15 protein-coding genes are annotated in these 15,997 nt (G+C 69.8%); 9 read left to right on the forward strand and 6 right to left on the reverse strand.

Annotation, left to right across the window (positions count from 1 at the left end; genetic code table 11):
- Window positions 1-38 precede the first annotated feature (38 nt).
- The 8 genes from GWK15_RS00480 (at window position 39) to GWK15_RS00515 (ending at window position 11,223) form a co-directional block, all read left to right on the forward strand.
- On the forward strand, window positions 39-1,628 hold the full coding sequence (locus tag GWK15_RS00480; RefSeq protein ID WP_245211374.1) for an ABC transporter substrate-binding protein: 1,590 nt from the start codon (window positions 39-41) through the stop codon (window positions 1,626-1,628).
- Between the two features lie 3 nt (window positions 1,629-1,631).
- Complete coding sequence (locus GWK15_RS00485) at window positions 1,632-2,618, forward strand: ABC transporter permease (RefSeq protein ID WP_209441960.1); 987 nt, start codon at window positions 1,632-1,634, stop codon at window positions 2,616-2,618.
- Window positions 2,615-3,460, forward strand: a complete 846-nt coding sequence (locus tag GWK15_RS00490) for an ABC transporter permease (RefSeq protein ID WP_168037991.1) — start codon at window positions 2,615-2,617, stop codon at window positions 3,458-3,460. Before GWK15_RS00485 ends, GWK15_RS00490 begins: the two co-directional genes overlap by 4 nt.
- Complete coding sequence (locus tag GWK15_RS00495; protein WP_168037993.1) at window positions 3,457-5,064, forward strand: ABC transporter ATP-binding protein; 1,608 nt, start codon at window positions 3,457-3,459, stop codon at window positions 5,062-5,064. Before GWK15_RS00490 ends, GWK15_RS00495 begins: the two co-directional genes overlap by 4 nt.
- A 10-nt stretch (window positions 5,065-5,074) precedes the next feature.
- Window positions 5,075-6,367: an ArgE/DapE family deacylase gene (locus tag GWK15_RS00500; RefSeq protein ID WP_168037995.1), complete on the forward strand. Its 1,293-nt coding sequence runs from the start codon at window positions 5,075-5,077 to the stop codon at window positions 6,365-6,367.
- Complete coding sequence (locus GWK15_RS00505) at window positions 6,364-7,623, forward strand: Zn-dependent hydrolase (protein WP_168037997.1); 1,260 nt, start codon at window positions 6,364-6,366, stop codon at window positions 7,621-7,623. The genes GWK15_RS00500 and GWK15_RS00505 overlap by 4 nt, the downstream gene beginning before the upstream one ends.
- Before the next feature lie 64 nt (window positions 7,624-7,687).
- The gene (locus GWK15_RS00510; RefSeq protein ID WP_168037999.1) at window positions 7,688-9,187 is read left to right on the forward strand and encodes a M81 family metallopeptidase; all 1,500 of its coding nucleotides are present in this window, start codon (window positions 7,688-7,690) and stop codon (window positions 9,185-9,187) included.
- A 104-nt stretch (window positions 9,188-9,291) separates the two neighbouring features.
- Window positions 9,292-11,223: an FG-GAP repeat domain-containing protein gene (locus GWK15_RS00515; protein ID WP_168038001.1), complete on the forward strand. Its 1,932-nt coding sequence runs from the start codon at window positions 9,292-9,294 to the stop codon at window positions 11,221-11,223.
- 12 nt (window positions 11,224-11,235) lie between these two features.
- Here GWK15_RS00515 and GWK15_RS00520 read toward each other — a convergent pair whose 3' ends face one another.
- From GWK15_RS00520 to GWK15_RS00535, 4 genes are all read right to left on the reverse strand, one after another.
- Window positions 11,236-11,637, reverse strand: a complete 402-nt coding sequence (locus tag GWK15_RS00520; protein WP_168038003.1) for a hypothetical protein — start codon at window positions 11,635-11,637, stop codon at window positions 11,236-11,238.
- Complete coding sequence (locus GWK15_RS00525) at window positions 11,634-12,557, reverse strand: sugar kinase (protein WP_168038005.1); 924 nt, start codon at window positions 12,555-12,557, stop codon at window positions 11,634-11,636. The genes GWK15_RS00520 and GWK15_RS00525 overlap by 4 nt, the downstream gene beginning before the upstream one ends.
- A gap of 3 nt (window positions 12,558-12,560) precedes the next feature.
- Complete coding sequence (locus GWK15_RS00530) at window positions 12,561-13,187, reverse strand: bifunctional 4-hydroxy-2-oxoglutarate aldolase/2-dehydro-3-deoxy-phosphogluconate aldolase (RefSeq protein WP_168038007.1); 627 nt, start codon at window positions 13,185-13,187, stop codon at window positions 12,561-12,563.
- Between the two features lie 61 nt (window positions 13,188-13,248).
- The gene (locus tag GWK15_RS00535; RefSeq protein ID WP_168038009.1) at window positions 13,249-13,548 is read right to left on the reverse strand and encodes a hypothetical protein; all 300 of its coding nucleotides are present in this window, start codon (window positions 13,546-13,548) and stop codon (window positions 13,249-13,251) included.
- Window positions 13,549-13,835: 287 nt separating this feature from the next.
- Here GWK15_RS00535 and GWK15_RS00540 point away from each other — a divergent pair, with 287 nt between their 5' ends.
- The gene (locus tag GWK15_RS00540) at window positions 13,836-15,134 is read left to right on the forward strand and encodes a hemolysin family protein (RefSeq protein WP_168038011.1); all 1,299 of its coding nucleotides are present in this window, start codon (window positions 13,836-13,838) and stop codon (window positions 15,132-15,134) included.
- On the opposite strand, the gene gpt is transcribed toward GWK15_RS00540, so the two are convergent.
- Both gpt and GWK15_RS00550 read right to left on the reverse strand, forming a co-directional pair.
- Window positions 15,135-15,611 carry a xanthine phosphoribosyltransferase gene (gene gpt / locus GWK15_RS00545; RefSeq protein WP_168038013.1) on the reverse strand — a complete coding sequence of 159 codons (477 nt, stop codon included), beginning with the start codon at window positions 15,609-15,611 and terminating at the stop codon, window positions 15,135-15,137.
- Complete coding sequence (locus tag GWK15_RS00550) at window positions 15,611-15,952, reverse strand: tRNA-binding protein (protein WP_168038015.1); 342 nt, start codon at window positions 15,950-15,952, stop codon at window positions 15,611-15,613. The genes gpt and GWK15_RS00550 overlap by 1 nt, the downstream gene beginning before the upstream one ends.
- Between the last annotated feature and the right edge of the window lie 45 nt (window positions 15,953-15,997).

A 15,997-nucleotide genomic window follows, 5' to 3' on the forward strand; every position in this document is an offset into this window, starting at 1 on the left:
GGGATAGCCTCCCGGCACAATCCAGGGAGACTTCGAAGATGGCTGTCTCGCGTCGTGGCTTCATGGCCGCTGCCGCCTCCGCCCCCGTCCTGATGACCGTGCAGGAGGCGATGGCCCAGGGCGTCGCCCCGCGTCGCGGCGGCACGCTGCAGATGATGCTGACGCCGGAACCCCCGGTGCTGCAGATCGGCGTGAACCAGCAGGGTCCGACCCTCGCGGCCGCGCCCAAGATCTTCCAGGGGCTGCTGACCTTCTCGCCCACGCTCGAACCGCAGCCGGTGCTCGCCAAGTCCTGGACGGTCAGCCCGGACGGCAAGGAATACGTCTTCAACCTGCAGGAGAACGTGAAGTGGCATGACGGCCAGCCCTTCACCGCGGACGACGTCGTCTTCTCCATCATGAAGTTCCACATGGAGCTCTCGCCGCGCGCGCGGGCGATCTTCAGCCTGATCGAGACCTGCGAGGCGAAGGACCCGCTGACGGTCCGCATCGTGCTGAAGCAGGCCTTCCAGCCCTTCCTGCTGATGTTCGACGCGACCGCGGCGGCGATCGTGGCCAAGCACCTGTTCGACGGGCAGGATTACCGGACGGCGCCGGCGGTGCAGCGGCTGGTCGGCACCGGCCCGTTCAAGTTCACCGAATGGCAGCGCGGCAACTTCGTGCGCATGGACCGCAACGAGAACTACTGGAAGCCGGGCCAGCCCTACCTCGACACCATCATCTACCGCATCATCCCCGACAGCCAGAGCCGGCGCCTCGCGTTAGAATCGGGCCAGGTGCTGCTGAGCCAGGCCTCGGACATCGAGCCCTTCGACATCCCGCAGCTCCGCCAGCGCCCGAACCTCGAGGTGGACACCAAGGGCTGGGAATACTTCTCCCCGCTGTCCTGGATCGAGCTGAACCATCGCGTGAAGCCGCTGGACGACGCGCGGGTGCGGCGTGCGATGTCCATGGCGATCGACCGCAACTTCATCGTCAACCGCCTGTGGTTCGGCGTCGGCAAGCCCGCGACCGGGCCGGTGGCGTCGACCACGCGCTTCTTCGACGCCAATGCGAAGATCGCCGCCTTCAACGTGCAGCAGGCCAATGCGCTGCTCGACCAGGCGGGTTATCCGCGCAACGCCCAGGGCGTGCGCTTCACGCTGAAGCATATCCCGCTGCCCTATGGCGAGATCTGGACGCGCCTGTCCGAATACCTGCGGCAGGCGATGCGCAACGTCGGCATCGCCCTGGAGCTCGAGAGCACCGATGCCGGATCCTGGGCGCGGCGCGTCGGCAACTGGGAATACGAGACGACGATCAACTTCGTCTACCAGTTCGGCGACCCGACGCTGGGCGTCGAGCGCACCTATGTCTCGACCAACATCCAGAAGGTCACCTTCACCAACACCGGCGGCTATGCCAATCCGCAGGTGGATGCGCTGTTCCAGCAGGCGCGCGCCGCGGCCGCGGCGGCCGACCGCGCCCGTGCCTTCAGCGAGGTGCAGAAGATCCTGGTGGAGGATGTGCCGCAGATCTGGCTGATGGAGCTGTCCTTCCCGACCGTCTACGACAAGAAGGTCCGCAACGTCATCACCACCGGCCTCGGCGTCAGCAAGTCCTTCGACGACGTCTTCATCGCCGGCTGACGGATGGACCCGTCGCGGCTGCCCGGCTTCCTGCTGCGGCGTGGTGTCAAGGCGGCGATCGTCATCCTGGCGATCGTCGTCTGCAATTTCCTCCTGATCCATGCGGCGCCCGGCGATCCGGCGAGCGTCATCGCCGGGCAGTCCGGTGCCGCGGATGAACGCTTCCTCGCGCAGCTGCGCCGGCAGTTCGGCCTGGACCAGCCGCTGCACGTGCAGTTGTGGATCTACCTCAAGGGCGTGCTGACGCTCGACCTTGGCTTCAGCCATCGCCAGCAATTGCCGGTCTGGACGCTGATCCGCGAACGACTGCCGGCGACGTTGCTGCTGACGGGCGCGGCCTTCGCCTTCGCCGTGGCGGCGGGCGTGACGCTCGGGACTCTCGCCGCGCGGCGGGTCGGTACCTGGGCGGATTCCATCATCACCGTCATCGCGCTGACCTTCTACGCGACGCCGCTCTTCTGGGTCGGGCTGATGCTGGTGCTGTTCTTCTCGGTCTGGCTGGAATGGTTGCCGAGCTTCGGCATGGCGACGGTCGGCGTCGAGTTGCACGGCATCGACGCGGTGCTGGACGTCGCGAAGCACCTGCTGCTGCCGGCGCTGACGCTCGGGCTCTTCTACCTCGCGGTCTATGCGCGGCTGACGCGCGCGACGATGCTCGAGGTCGCGGACCAGGACTTCGTGAAGACCGCGCGCGCCAAGGGCGTGCCTGAGGGTCAGGTGGTCCGGCGGCACATCCTGCGCAACGCGCTGCTGCCCGTCATCACCTTCGCCGGCATCCAGGCCGGGCAGCTGATCGGCGGGTCGATCCTGGTCGAGACGGTCTTTGCCTGGCCGGGCATCGGGCGCCTCGCCTTCGATGCGCTGCTGGCGCGCGACTACGCCGTGCTGCTCGGCGTCTTCTTCTGCACCTCGGTCATGGTGGTGGGGTTCAATCTCGTGACGGATCTCCTCTACGCCGTCGTCGATCCGCGCGTTGAGGTCGAAGGATGAGCGACTTCTGGCGACGCTTCCGCCGCAATCGCGGGGCTGTGGTGGGCCTGGTGATCCTGGCGCTGGTGATCGCGGTCGCGGCCTTCGCCTCGCTGCTCTTCCCCGGCAGCCCCTGGGACATGGCGACGGCCCCCTTCGTCCCGCCGGGCGAGGAGGGCATGCTGCTCGGCTCCGACAGCCTCGGGCGCGACGTGGCGGCGGGGATCGCGCATGGGGCGCGGATTTCGCTCATGGTGGGCGCGGTCTCGACCGCCGCGGCGCTGTGCATCGGGGTCACGCTCGGGGCCATCGCGGGCTATCTCGGTGGCGTCGCGGACGATGCGGTGATGCGCTTCACCGAGTTCTTCCAGACCATCCCCTCCTTCGTCTTTGCGATCCTGCTGGTGGCGATCTTCACGCCCACGATCGGGTCGGTCGTCTTCGCCATCGCCGTCGTCTCCTGGCCGCCCGTCGCGCGGGTGGTGCGGGCGGAGTTCCTCTCTCTGCGGTCCCGCGAGTTCGTCCAGGCGGCGGAGGTGCTCGGCAAGTCGCGCATCGCGATCGTCGTGACCGACATCCTGCCGAATGCGCTCTCGCCGATCGTCGTGCTGTCCTCGCTGATGGTCGCATCCGCGATCCTGCTGGAAAGCGCGCTGTCCTTCCTCGGCCTGGGCGATCCGAACCTGATGACCTGGGGCTTCCTGATCGGGTCCGGACGCTCGGTGATCCGCCTCGCCTGGTGGATGAGCGTCTTTCCGGGCCTTGCCATCTTCCTCACCGTGCTGGCGCTGAACCTGGTGGGGGAGGGGCTGTCCGACGCGCTGAACCCGCGCCTCGCCCGCCAGCGGGGAGGCGCGGCATGAGCCTCCTGTCGGTCGAAGGCCTGACCGTTGCCCTGCCGCCCGGCGGCGACCGGCCCAACGCGGTCGAGGACATCACCCTGTCGGTGAACCCGGGCGAGATCGTCTGCGTGGTGGGCGAATCCGGATCCGGCAAGTCGATCACCGCCAATGCGGTCATGGGCCTGCTGCCCAAGGGCCTGCCGGTGAAGTCCGGCCGGATCCTCTTCGAGGGCCAGGACTTGCTGCCCCTGGGCACCGAGGCGATGCGCCGCCTGCGGGGTGCGCGTGTCTCGATGATCTTCCAAGAACCCATGACGGCGCTGAACCCCGTCATGCGGGTGGGCGAGCAGATCGCGGAAGCGATGCGAGTCCATGGCGTCGGCGGCGATGCCGCGAAGCGCGTGCCGGAACTCCTCGCCGCGGTGAACCTGCCCGATCCGGCGGCGACGGCGCGGTCCTATCCGTTCCGCCTGTCGGGCGGGCAGCGGCAGCGCGTGATGATCGCGATGGCGCTGGCGCTCGAACCCTCGCTGCTGATCGCCGACGAGCCGACCACCGCTCTCGATGTGACCACGCAGATGCAGATCCTGCGCCTGATCCGCGAGATCCAATCGCGCCGCGGCACCGGCGTCATGTTCATCACCCATGATTTCGGCGTGGTGGCCGAGATCGCCGACCGCGTCGCCGTGATGCAGAAGGGCCGCATCGTCGAGCAGGGCACGGCCGCGGAGGTGCTGAACAACCCGCAACACCCCTACACGCGCGCGCTGATCGCCGCGGTCCCGCACGGGGCGCCGAGCAGTGCGGCGGCCTCGACGGCGCCCCTGGTCCTCGAGGCCAAGGGCGTCGAGAAGACCTATCGCCGCCCCGGCGGCTGGTTCGGTCCCAAGCCCGTCGTGAAGGCGGTCCACGACGCCGACTTCATCCTGCGCAAGGGTGAGACGCTCGGCCTGGTGGGCGAGTCCGGTTCCGGAAAGTCGACGCTCGCGCGCTGCGTCGTGCGCCTGGTCGAACCCGAGAAGGGCGAGATCATCTTCGAAGGCGCCGACCTGCGCCCGCTCTCGCGCGGGGCCTGGAAGCCCTATCGCAAGAAGATCCAGATGGTCTTCCAGGACCCCTTCGCCTCGCTGAACCCGCGGCGGCGTGTCGGCGACATCATCGCCGAGGGGCCCGTCACGCATGGGGTCGAACGGGGCGAGGCACTGGCCCGGGCGCGGGACCTGCTGCGGCTGGTGCAACTCGATCCTGGCGCGATGGATCGCTATCCGCATGAATTCTCCGGCGGCCAGCGGCAGCGCATCGGCATCGCCCGCGCGCTCGCGATGGAACCGGAACTGCTGATCGCGGATGAGCCGGTCTCCGCGCTCGATGTCTCGGTGCAGGCGCAGGTGCTGGCGCTGCTTGCGGATATCCGCGCGCGGCTGGGACTGACCATGCTGTTCATCACGCATGATTTGCGCGTCGCGGCGCAGGTCTGCGACCGCATCGCGGTGATGCAGCGCGGCGCGATCGTCGAGCAGGGTCCGACGGCCGAGGTGTTCGGCAACCCGCAGCACGCCTATACCCGGCAATTGCTGGACAGCATCCCGGGGCGGTCCTGGACCCCGCCGGTGATCGCCGCCTGAGGAGTAGACGATGACCGAAATGTTGGATCCCGGCGCGCGGCGCGCGATCCTGGAGGCCGTGGACGCGCTGCGGGACGACGCCGTCCACACGCTGGAGCGCCTGGTGCGCTGCCCCTCGACGCTCGGCAACGAGCAATCGGCGTTGAACGAGATGGCGCGGATCTACGAAGGGCTGGGCCTCGCGCCGCGCCGCGTGCCGACGGTGCCGGAGCAGCTTGCGTCGCACCCCGGCTTCTCGCCGCCGCTAGTCTCCTATGACGGCCGCGACAACGTGGTCGCCGTGTTCACGCCGCGCGAGCGGAAGGGCCGCAGCCTCGCCCTGCAGGGTCATGTGGACGTCGTGCCGGAAGGTGCGGCGGACATGTGGGAGACACCGCCCTACGAGCCCGCCATCCGCGGCGGGCGCATGTATGGTCGCGGTGCGGGGGACATGAAGGCGGGCATCGTCTCCTACGTCACGGCCTTCAAGGCGCTGCGCCTCGCCGGCCTGCAGCCGGCGGCCGAGGTCCAGATGCAGTCGGTGATCGAGGAGGAATGCACCGGCAACGGCGCGCTCGCTGCGATGCTCGCCCTGCCGCGCACCGATGCCGTCATCATCCCTGAACCGGGCCCTGGCTTGCCGGCGATGTATTCGGCCGAGGTCGGCGTGGTCTGGGCCTGGGTGACGGTCTCGGGCCGCCCGGCGCATGTGCGCGACATGCAGGCGGGACTCAACGCCATCAAGGCCGCCAACGCCATCGCGGCGCGCTTCGAGGACTACCAGGCCGAGATGAACAAGGCCGAGCGCATCCACCCGTCTTTCCGCGGCGTGAACCATCCGGTGAACGTGAATTTCGGCACCATCGAGGGCGGGGAGTGGAATTCCTCCGTGCCCACCCGCGCGCGCATCGGCATGCGCGTCGGCGTGATGATGGGCTACACGGCCGCGCAGACAAAGGCCGACATCGAGCGCCTGGTCGCCGAGGCCGCGCAGGATCCCGCGCTGAAGGGCGCGACCGTGAAACTGGAATTCAAGGGCTTCATGGCCGACCCATGCGTCTTCGACATGCACGCGCCGATCGTGACCATGGCTAAGCGCAACTTCGCCGACGTGTCCGGCGGCTTCCTGCGCGACTACCCGGCGACCGGATTGACCGACGGGCGCTTCTTCACCCTGTACCAGGACACGCCGGTCGCCTGCTTCGGCCCGGATGCGCAGGAGATCCATGGAATCGACGAGAGCGTCGGGCTGGAGTCGATGCACGACATCACGCGCACCATCGCGCTGACCATGGCCGAGTGGTGCGGGCTGGAGACGGCATGATGACGACGAACGTCCCCCTGTCCGGAGCGCGGCTCTGGGACAGCCTGATGGAGATGGCGAAGATCGGCGGCACGGCGAAGGGCGGCTGCAACCGCCAGACGCTGACCGACCTCGATTCAGAAGGCCGCCACCTGCTGCAGCGCTGGGCCGAGGCGGCCGGCTGCACCATGTCCGTCGACCGCGTCGGCAACATGGTCCTCACGCGCCCCGGCCGCGATCCCGCGCGCAAGGCGGTCGCCTTCGGCAGCCATCTCGACACCCAGCCGACGGGTGGGAAGTTCGACGGCATCCTCGGCGTGCTGGCGGGCCTCGAGATCCTGCGCGCGGTGCATGAGGCCGGCGTCGAGACCGAGGCGCCGCTCATGCTCATCAACTGGACCAACGAGGAAGGCGCGCGCTTCTCGCCGCCCATGATGGGCAGCGGTGCGGCCATGGGCATCTTCACCGAGGAAGAGGTTCTCGCGAAGCAGGACCCCGAGGGCAAGGTCTTCGGCGAGGAACTCGCCCGCATCGGCTGGAAGGGCGCGGCCGACCCCGCCGCGCTGCGCGACATCGGCGCCTATCTTGAACTGCACATCGAGCAGGGCAAGCTGCTCGAGGATGCCGGCAAGGACATCGGCGTCGTCACCAAGGCGCTGGCACAGAACTGGCTCGAGGTGACGGTCGAGGGCGAGGAGGCGCATGGCGGCTCCCCCATGGCCGGTCGGCGCGACGCGCTGATGGCCGCCGCCCCGCTGATCGCGGCGATCGAGCGCATCGCGCTCGGCGCCGTCAGCGCATCCGGCGAACCGGGCCGTGCGACGGTCGGGCGCCTGACCGTCTATCCTGACAGCCGCAACATCGCCCCCTCCCGCATCTGGTTCTCGGTCGACACGCGCCACGGCGACCCGGACCTGCTCGCGAAGATGGCCGAGGAGATCCGCGCCGAGGCCACCGCGATCGCCGCCGCCCGCGGCGTGAGGATCACCGTCGCCGACTTCTGGTATTCGCCGCTGACGCCCTTCGACCCGGTGCTGGTCGGGCGCGTGCGGGATGCGGCCGAGCGGCTCGGCTATCCGCACATGGACATGCCGACGGGCATCGGCCACGACGCGGTCTATGTCGCGCGCCGCGTGCCGACGACGATGATCTTCTGCCCCTGCCATGGCGGCCTGAGCCACAACGAGGCCGAGAGCATCACCCCGGCCTGGGCCGAGGCCGGGATGCGCGTGCTCGCGGACGCCGTGCTCGCCACCGCTGGCATTGTGAAGGACTGACGCGTCCGATGACCGAAGCGCCGGACGGCGCGGAGGTCTGAATCGGCCGCGCAAAGGAGGTTTCATGACCCGCATTGCCATCGGCGGCTTCCAGCACGAGAGCCATTCCTTCGCCCCGCGCCCCACCGCCTGGATGGATTTCGTGAAGCCGGGCGGCTTCCCGCCCGTGCAGCACGCGGCGACGCTGCTCGACACGTTGCGCCCGACCTCGGTCCCCAGCGCCGGCGCCATCGCGGTGGCCGAGGCTGAAGGCGTCGAGATCGCGCCGCTCGCCTGGGCCTTCGCGAACCCCGCCGGCCCCGTGACGCGCGAGGCCTTCGAGCGCATCACCGCGCTGATCGTCGCCGCCCTGTCGGATGCGATGGATGCCGGCCCGCTCGACGGCGTCTATCTCGAACTGCATGGCGCGATGGTCTCGGATGATTTCCCCGACGCCGAGGCCGAGGTTCTGCGCCGCGTGCGCGCGGTGGTCGGCCCGGACCTGCCGGTCGCCGTCAGCCTCGACCCGCATGCCAACAAGACGGCGGCGATGGTCGCGCATTCCGACGTGCTGGTGCCCTACCGCACCTATCCGCACATCGACATGAAGCCCGCGGGCGCCCAGGCGATGCGCCTGCTGCTGCGGATGATCCGGGAAGGCCGCAAGCCCGCCAAGGCGTTCCGCGAGCTCGATTTCTGGACCCCGCTGCCCGGCCAATGCACGATGGTCGCGCCGATGTCCGAGGTGATGGCGGAACGCGCGCGCCTCGGCGAGGGCGAGGGCGTCTGGGAAGTCGGCTTCTGCTTCGGCTTTCCCTATGCGGATTTCCCGGGCTGCGGCATGGCGATCGCGACCTATGCCGACACGCTCGACCAGGCCGATGCGGTGGCCGACGGGCTCGCCCGCTTCATCGCGGCGAAGGAACCGGAATTCGCCCTTGGCGTCGTCACCGCGGCCGAGGGCGTGAAGCGCGCCATGGCCGTGCGCGGGGAAGGTCCGGTGATCCTCGCCGACACCCAGGACAATCCCGGCGGCGGCGGGCATGGCGACACGACGGGGCTGCTGGCGGAACTGATACGCCAGGACGCCCAGGGTGCGGTGCTGGCGCCGATGAACGACGCCGAGGCCGCGGCCGCGTGCCATGCGGCGGGGGAGGGTGCCACGATCGAGCTCGACCTCGGCGGCAAGAGCGACGGCGCGCCGCTGCGCGTGACCGCGCTGGTCGAGAAGCTGTCGGACGGCCAGTTCACGCTCACCGGCCCGATGGGGAAGGGGAACCCGGCCAATCTCGGGCCCTCCGCGCTGATCCGCGTCGCGCCCGGCGTGCGCGTCGTGGTCGTCAGCCGCAAGATGCAGGCGCATGACCAGGCGCTGTTCCGCTTCCTCGGCATCGAGCCCGCGGAGCAGAAGATCGTGGCCGTGAAGTCCAGCGTGCATTTCCGCGCCGACTTCCAGCCCATCGCGTCCGAGGTGATCGTGGTGACCGCGCCCGGCCCCGTGGTCGCGGACCCGGCCGTCCTGCCCTTCACGAACCTGCGAGCCGGCCTGCGCCTGCGACCGGGCGACAACCGCCGGACGGGCTGAATCGCATTCCCTGTCATCGACCGATCGTGACTTGAACGAATCATACCCGTCCCGCAGTTTCGTTTTGGTCGCGTTTCTGCGGCGCTGGGAATGGGAACGCGGTCTTGCCGGTTGGCCTGGATAGTCTGCCCGATGACGTCGTCATCGGCGCTCAGTCGAGTTCGTCCACCACCTTCAGCTACAGCCTGTTCCAGTCGCTGAAGGAATCGAACGAGATCTACAGCGTCACCGGCGGCCTGTACCGCGAGGGGCCCTACAGCGACCTCGTCTTCGCCCAGGCGGACGGCCTCCATTGGCGGGCCTACGACCCGTCGACGAACGAGTTCGACGGTTCCGTCGTCTTCGGAGGCGCGGGCGACACCGACTACGTCCACTCCGTCGACCTGAACAACGACGGGTTCCTGGACCTGGTCGGCACCAACCGCGACAGCCCGACCTCCGGCGATCCGAACAGCGTCCGCGTCTACAACTACGTCGCGGAGCCGAACGCCGCGCCCGGCGCCGCGCCCTTCACCGTGGGCTCGTACAACACGATCCCGATCGGCGCGATGATCATGCTCAGCAGCAACGACATCGTGCAGGTCCACGATTCGGCCTTCGCCGACTTCAACGGCGACGGCAAGATGGACATCATCGTCGCCGGCGTGAACGAATACGACGTCAGCGGGACGAGCGGGGGCAACGACACCGACGTCTATGGCTGCTACGCGATCGGTCTGGGCAACGGCGACGGCACCTTCGCCTTCCAGGGCTTCCAGTACACCAGCACCGAAGCCGGCGGGCAGAACGGGACCGCCGGGCTGCAGTCGGGGATCCTGGCGCGCGTGACGGCGGGGGATTTCGACGGCGACGGCCTGGTCGACGTCGCCTTCGCCTATCACCCCGACAACGGCCTGCCCTTCTCGACCCCCTATCCTACGGCCTTCATCGTCTGGGGCGATGCCGGCTCATCGTCGAGCACGCCGGTGCTCAACGTGGCGTCCAGCAACACCTACACGAACAGCTGGGACAATCCGCAGGATGTGCTCGCCGTGCGGCCCTCGGCCTCTGCCCCGGCAGACCAGCTGGTCATCGCGTTCAATTCCTCGCTGCACATTGCGAGCTTCAACGCGGACCGCACGCTGAACCAGGATACCTACATCAACGGCATACCGCGCGGGGACCTCGGCACGGCGCTCGATTACGACCTCGACGGCAGCCCTGACATCATGGTCGTGGACGGCAACAGTTCCGCGATCTTCTTCGGCTTTGACTGGACCGCGACCGGCAGTTCCTTCTCCTACGGCGCAGGCAACCTCACCATGGGCGTCGACATCGACGGCGGCGCCGGGCTCGACTTCAACGGCGACGGCAAGCCGGACTTCTACGGCCCCTACAAGGACTATCTCTACGTCTACGAGAACACCACCGCGACGACCTCCAATGCAGGCCAGGTGCGGCTGACCGAGGGCATCTCGGTCGCGGGCGGCGCCATCAACGGCGTCGGCGCCGGCTTCATGACCGGCTCCGGCGATGCGACCTATACCGTGACGGTCATCGGCGGCCGCTCGGCCTACGACAATGCGCTCGGCTGGTTCGAGATGCGCGCCGACGGCACCTTCGGCGCCGCGCGGTTCATCGACCTCGATGCCGCGGCGGGCGGCGTCAACCTCGGCACGCCGGCCGAGGGCAGCCGCATCGGCCTCTTCCTCGTCGCGAACGGGGTGGACCTGAACGGCGACCTCGACGGCGCCTTCCGCTTCGTCGACCGCCTGACCGGGGGGGATGCCCGGATCGGTTCCGCCGATCCGCTGCTGGTGCGCGACATGCCGGGCGGCGGGGCGATCCTCGGCGACATCTTCCACAGCCTCGACGTCGATCCGCTGGACGTGTTCAACCCGCTCAACACGGGCGGGCGGGTGCAGATGCTCTCGCGCCTCGATGCCGATGGCAGCCTGGTGATCGGCATCGAGGATCTTCGCCTCGCGAACGGCGATGCGGACTTCAACGACCTGGTGCTGCGCGTCGCGGTCACTGAGCCGTTGTTCGGCACCTGACGGCGTGGGGCGTCAGCGACCCGCCGCCTCGATCTCCCGCAGGGCCGGTTGCAGCGCGGCCGGCGCCCGCCCGATGCCCCACATCACCTGATGCGACTGGCCGCCGTGGCGGCGGGTGAGGGAGCAGGTCATGTTGGACGGCTCCCCGCGCGGCATGCGGTCGAAGCCCGCGGCGTCGAGCAGGGCGGCGATGCGGGCATAGGGCGAGGCGCGGTCCTCGATCCGCATTTCCTCGACAGGCGCGCCGGCCAGGGGGCGCCGCAGCCGGACCACCGCGCCGTCCGGCGTGATGCGCAGCCCGCCGCCCCCGCCGGTGACGCCACCGCCGCAATAGGAGGTGATCGCATCGTCCGGCGCCGGGCCCGCCGCGCCGAGCAGCAGGGCCAGCATCGCCGCCGCGCCGGCGCGCCTCACGCCGCGTCCAGCAGCGCGCGTACCGCCGCCGCGCGGGGAATGGGCGCGACCGCGCCGTATCCCGTCGTGGAAAGCGCCGCCGCCGCATTGGCGTAGCGGGCTGCCGCGACCGCATCGTCCCCGGCCAGCGTCCGCGCCAGGAAGGCCCCGGCGAAGGTGTCCCCCGCGCCGGTCGCGTCCACTGCCTGCACCTTCCGCCCGGGGATGCGCGTGCGGCCGTCGCGCGTCGCCACCAGGCAGCCCGCCGCACCGCATTTCAGCAGCACCAGAGGGCAGAGCCGCAGGTAGAAATCCGCCACCGCATCCGGATCCGTCAGCCCCGTCAGCGCCGTCGCGTCGTCCAGCGAGGGCAGGGCGATGTCGGCCATGCCGATCGCCGCGTGGATCACCGCCGCCGCGCGGGCCGCCGGCCACAGCCGGAGTCGCAGGTTGGTGTCGTAGGAGACCTTCACCCCGGCCGCGCGCGCGACCTCGATGGCGCGGAAGCCGGCGTCGCAGGCCGAGGGAGAAATCGCCTGGCTGATGCCCGACAAGTGCAGGATGCGCGCGGCGCGGATCGCCTTCTGCGGCACCTCCTGCGGCGTGAACAAGGCTGCGGCGCTGCCGGTCCGATAGAAGGTGAAGTGGTGTCCCGGCGCATCGTGGGTGACGAAGTAGATCCCGGTCGGCGCGTCGGGACGGCGGATGACGGTGGAGGCGTCCACCCCCTCCCGCGTCCAAAGCGCGAGGAAGGCTTCCCCCGGCCCGTCCTGCCCGATGGCGCTGACATAGCCGGCGGATGCCCCCGAGCGCGCCGCCGCGATCGCGGCATTCGACGTGTCCCCGCCATGGCCCTCCAGGTAGAGCACCCGCCCATCCGCGCCGGGCGCCTGCTGGTTGAACTCCAGCATGGGCTCGCCCATGCAGAGCAGGTCGGGCATGGCTCAGGCCCTCATGATGCCGAGGGCCTCTTCGGCCGCGCGCTGCACCGCGGCGCGGTCGCCGGCGGCGACGAGCTTCTCGTCCACCAGCCTGCCGCCGATGCCCACGAAGGCCGCCCCCGCCGCCAGGTAGTCCGGCGCGTTGCGGGCATCGACGCCGCCGGTCGGGCAGAAGGCGACATCGGGGAAGACCGCGCGGATCGAGCGGATATGCGCCGGCCCGCCGGCGGAACTCGCGGGGAAGATCTTCACCACGTCGGCGCCGGCGTCGAGTGCGGCGCGCACCTCGGTCGGCGTCATTGCCCCCAGCATGAGGCAGGCGCCGGCATCCTGGCAGGGGCTGGCGAGGGTCGCATCGACCCAGGGGGCGACGATGAATTTCGCCCCGGCCTCGATGCAGGCCTCGGCGGTGCGGGCGTCGGGCACCGTCCCGGCGCCGACCAACAGGGCGGGATCCTGCGCGAGGGCGCGGATCAGGGCCGGCGCCTCGGGCACCGTCATGGTGATCTCGAAGACCGTGATCCCGGCCTCCTGCAGCCAGGCGACGGCGGTCGCGGCGCGCGCGGCGGATAACGCCCGCACCACGGGAATGATGCGCGCCGCCCTGAGGCGGGGAATGAGGGGGTGCATGGCGAGGATCCTCCGGCCGCCATGCTTGGCCGTCCGCGCGCCCCGGGCAAGGGTGCGGCGGTCAGACCATCATGCGGTCCGCGGTGCCCTGCAGGGTGCGGGCCGCGGCCAGCGCACGCTCGATCTCGCTCGCCGCGACGTCGAGGGCGCAGCGATAGCCGGCCACCCCGGCGCCCAGCCGCGCCATGGTCCCGGTCAGGTCGCCGATCGCCGCGCGCAGGCCCTGGGCAGCCTGGGACTGCTCGCCCAGCGCATCCTCGAGCCGCCGCAGCGCGAGGCGGAGCCGGTCTTCCGGCCGCTGCGGAAAGGCGGCAATCCGGGGCGCGGCGGCTTCGGGCTCGGGCGTGTCGGCGGCGGACATGGGACCTCGGCGGGGCGGATCGTTAACGAACCATTAGCGAATCTCGCAGCGTGAGGCGAGCAGAAAACGTCTCTATTTTTCGGTATCGTCGCCAAAATCATTCATTTCATTGCACGGCGTCGCGCGCATGCCGGGCATTGTCGCGCCTTTCCAGGTGTCTCGGGTGAAACCCTGATATCTTTTCTGAACCGGGGGCATGTCCCAGCCGCGCCGGCGACCGTCCGGCGTGCCGCCAATTCCAGCGCGTGCCGCGATGCTCTAAGACCGGCGTGGAAACAGAGGATCAGATGGGCATAGCTCTCGAAATCGCCGTCATCGTGCTGCTCGTGTTGCTGAACGGCGCCTTTGCAATGAGCGAACTGGCCATCGTCTCATCCCGCCGATCGCGCCTGGTGGCCCTGCAGCGCAAGGGCAGCGCGGGGGCGGAGGCGGCACTCGCACTCGCCGACGATCCGCAGCGCTTCCTGCCCACGGTGCAGGTCGGCATCACCCTGGTCGGCATCGTCGCCGGCGCCTTCGGCGGCGCGCGCCTCGCGACCACGTTGGGGGAGGTGCTGAACGCCGTCCCCCTCATCGCGCCCTATGGCGACGAGATCGCCTTCGGCCTGGTGGTCATCGCCATCACCTATCTCAGCCTGATCCTGGGCGAACTGGTGCCGAAGCAGGTCGCGCTGAGGAACCCGGAACGCGTCGCCGTGGTCGTCGCCCGGCCGCTCTCGACGCTGTCGCGCTTCTCCTCCCCGATCGTCTGGGTGCTGGGGAAGTCCTCGGCGGTGGTGCTGCGCCTGTTCGGGCCGGCCCCCACGGGCGAACAGTCCGTGACGGAAGAGGAAGTGAAGGCCGTGGTCGCCGAGGGCGCCGAGGCCGGCGCCCTCGAGACCGAGGAGCGGCACATGATCGAGCGCGTGCTGCGCCTTGCCGATAAGCCGGTCCGCGCGCTGATGACGCCACGCAACGACCTCGCCTGGCTCGACCGGTCGGATCCGCCGCAGGACATCGCCGCGCGGCTGCGGGCGAGCCATGTCACCCGCTTCGTCGTCGCCGACGGCCGGGTGGACAACGTGGTCGGCGTCGTGGCGGCGAAGGACCTGCTCGACCAGATGCTGGAAGGCGCGCCGATGTCGATCGCCGGCGCGCTCCGCCAGCCCCTGGTGCTGCCCGACACGCTGACCGCCCTCGATGCGCTGGAACGGCTGCGCGGGGATCCGCTCGGCATGGCGCTTGTGATGGACGAGTACGGGTCCTTCGAGGGCGTGGTCACCGCCTCGGACCTGCTGGAGGCGATCGTGGGCGACCTCGGCCCGGTCGAGGAGGTCGCCGACGGCGTCGCGATCGAGCGCGCCGACGGATCGCTGCTGCTCGACGGCTCGATGCCGTCGGACGAGCTGCGCGCGCGGCTCGACCTGCCGGAACTGCCCGGTGCCGGGACCTACCACACGGTGGCGGGGCTGATGCTCGCGCTGCTCAAGCGCGTGCCGAAGGAAGGCGACCGCATCGTCTGGGCCGGCTGGCGCTTCGAGATCGTCGACATGGACGGCCGCCGCGTCGACAAGGTGCTGGCGATGCGGGAGGAGGTCGTGGCCTGACTACTTCGCCGCGGTCTTGGCGATCGGCGCGATGAACTGCGGCTCGGTGTCCCAGGGGAACAGGATCCAGGTGTCCTGGGACACCTCGGTGATGAAGGTGTCGACCACCGGCTTGCCGGCGGGCTTCGCGTAGACGGTCGCGAAATGCGCCTTCGGCAGCAGGGCGCGGATGACACGGGCGGTGGTGCCGGTGTCGACCAGGTCGTCCAGGATCAGCCAGCCTTCGCCATCGCCGGCGGCGACCGGGGGCTTGGCGACGCGGGGCTCGCCGCGCTTCTCCTCGTCATAGGTGACGATCGAGACGCTTTCGATCAGCCGGCAATCCAGCTCCCGGGCGATGATGGCGGCCGGGATCAGCCCGCCGCGGGTGATCGCGACGATCCCCTTGTAGGGACCCCTTTCGAGCAGCCGCCAGGCCAGCGCCTTGCTGTCGCGGTGCAGCTGGTCCCAGGTGACGGTGTAGTAGCGCGGCGCCATCAGAACATCCTCCCCCCGTCCGGCACCCGCAGGTCCGGCTTCAGCAGCACGACCGCACCGTTCTCGTCCGGCACGCCGAGGACCAGGACCTCGCTGGCGAAGCCCGCGATCTTCCGCGGCGGGAAGTTCACCACCGCCATGACCTGGCGCCCGATCAGCCGGTCCGGCGCGTAATGCACCGTGATCTGCGCCGAGGATCGCTTCACGCCCAGGCTGCCGCCGAAATCCACCCACAGGCGGATCGAGGGCTTGCGCGCCTCGGGGAAGGGCTGGGCGTCGACGATGGTGCCGACGCGGATGTCGAGGCGGTCGAAATCCTCGATGGTGGCCGTGCTGTCCATCCCCGGCCCATAGAGCAGAAGCGCCCGGCGCGCGAGGGGTTCCGG

The organism is Neoroseomonas oryzicola, from assembly GCF_012163135.1.
Lineage (GTDB): Bacteria > Pseudomonadota > Alphaproteobacteria > Acetobacterales > Acetobacteraceae > Neoroseomonas > Neoroseomonas oryzicola.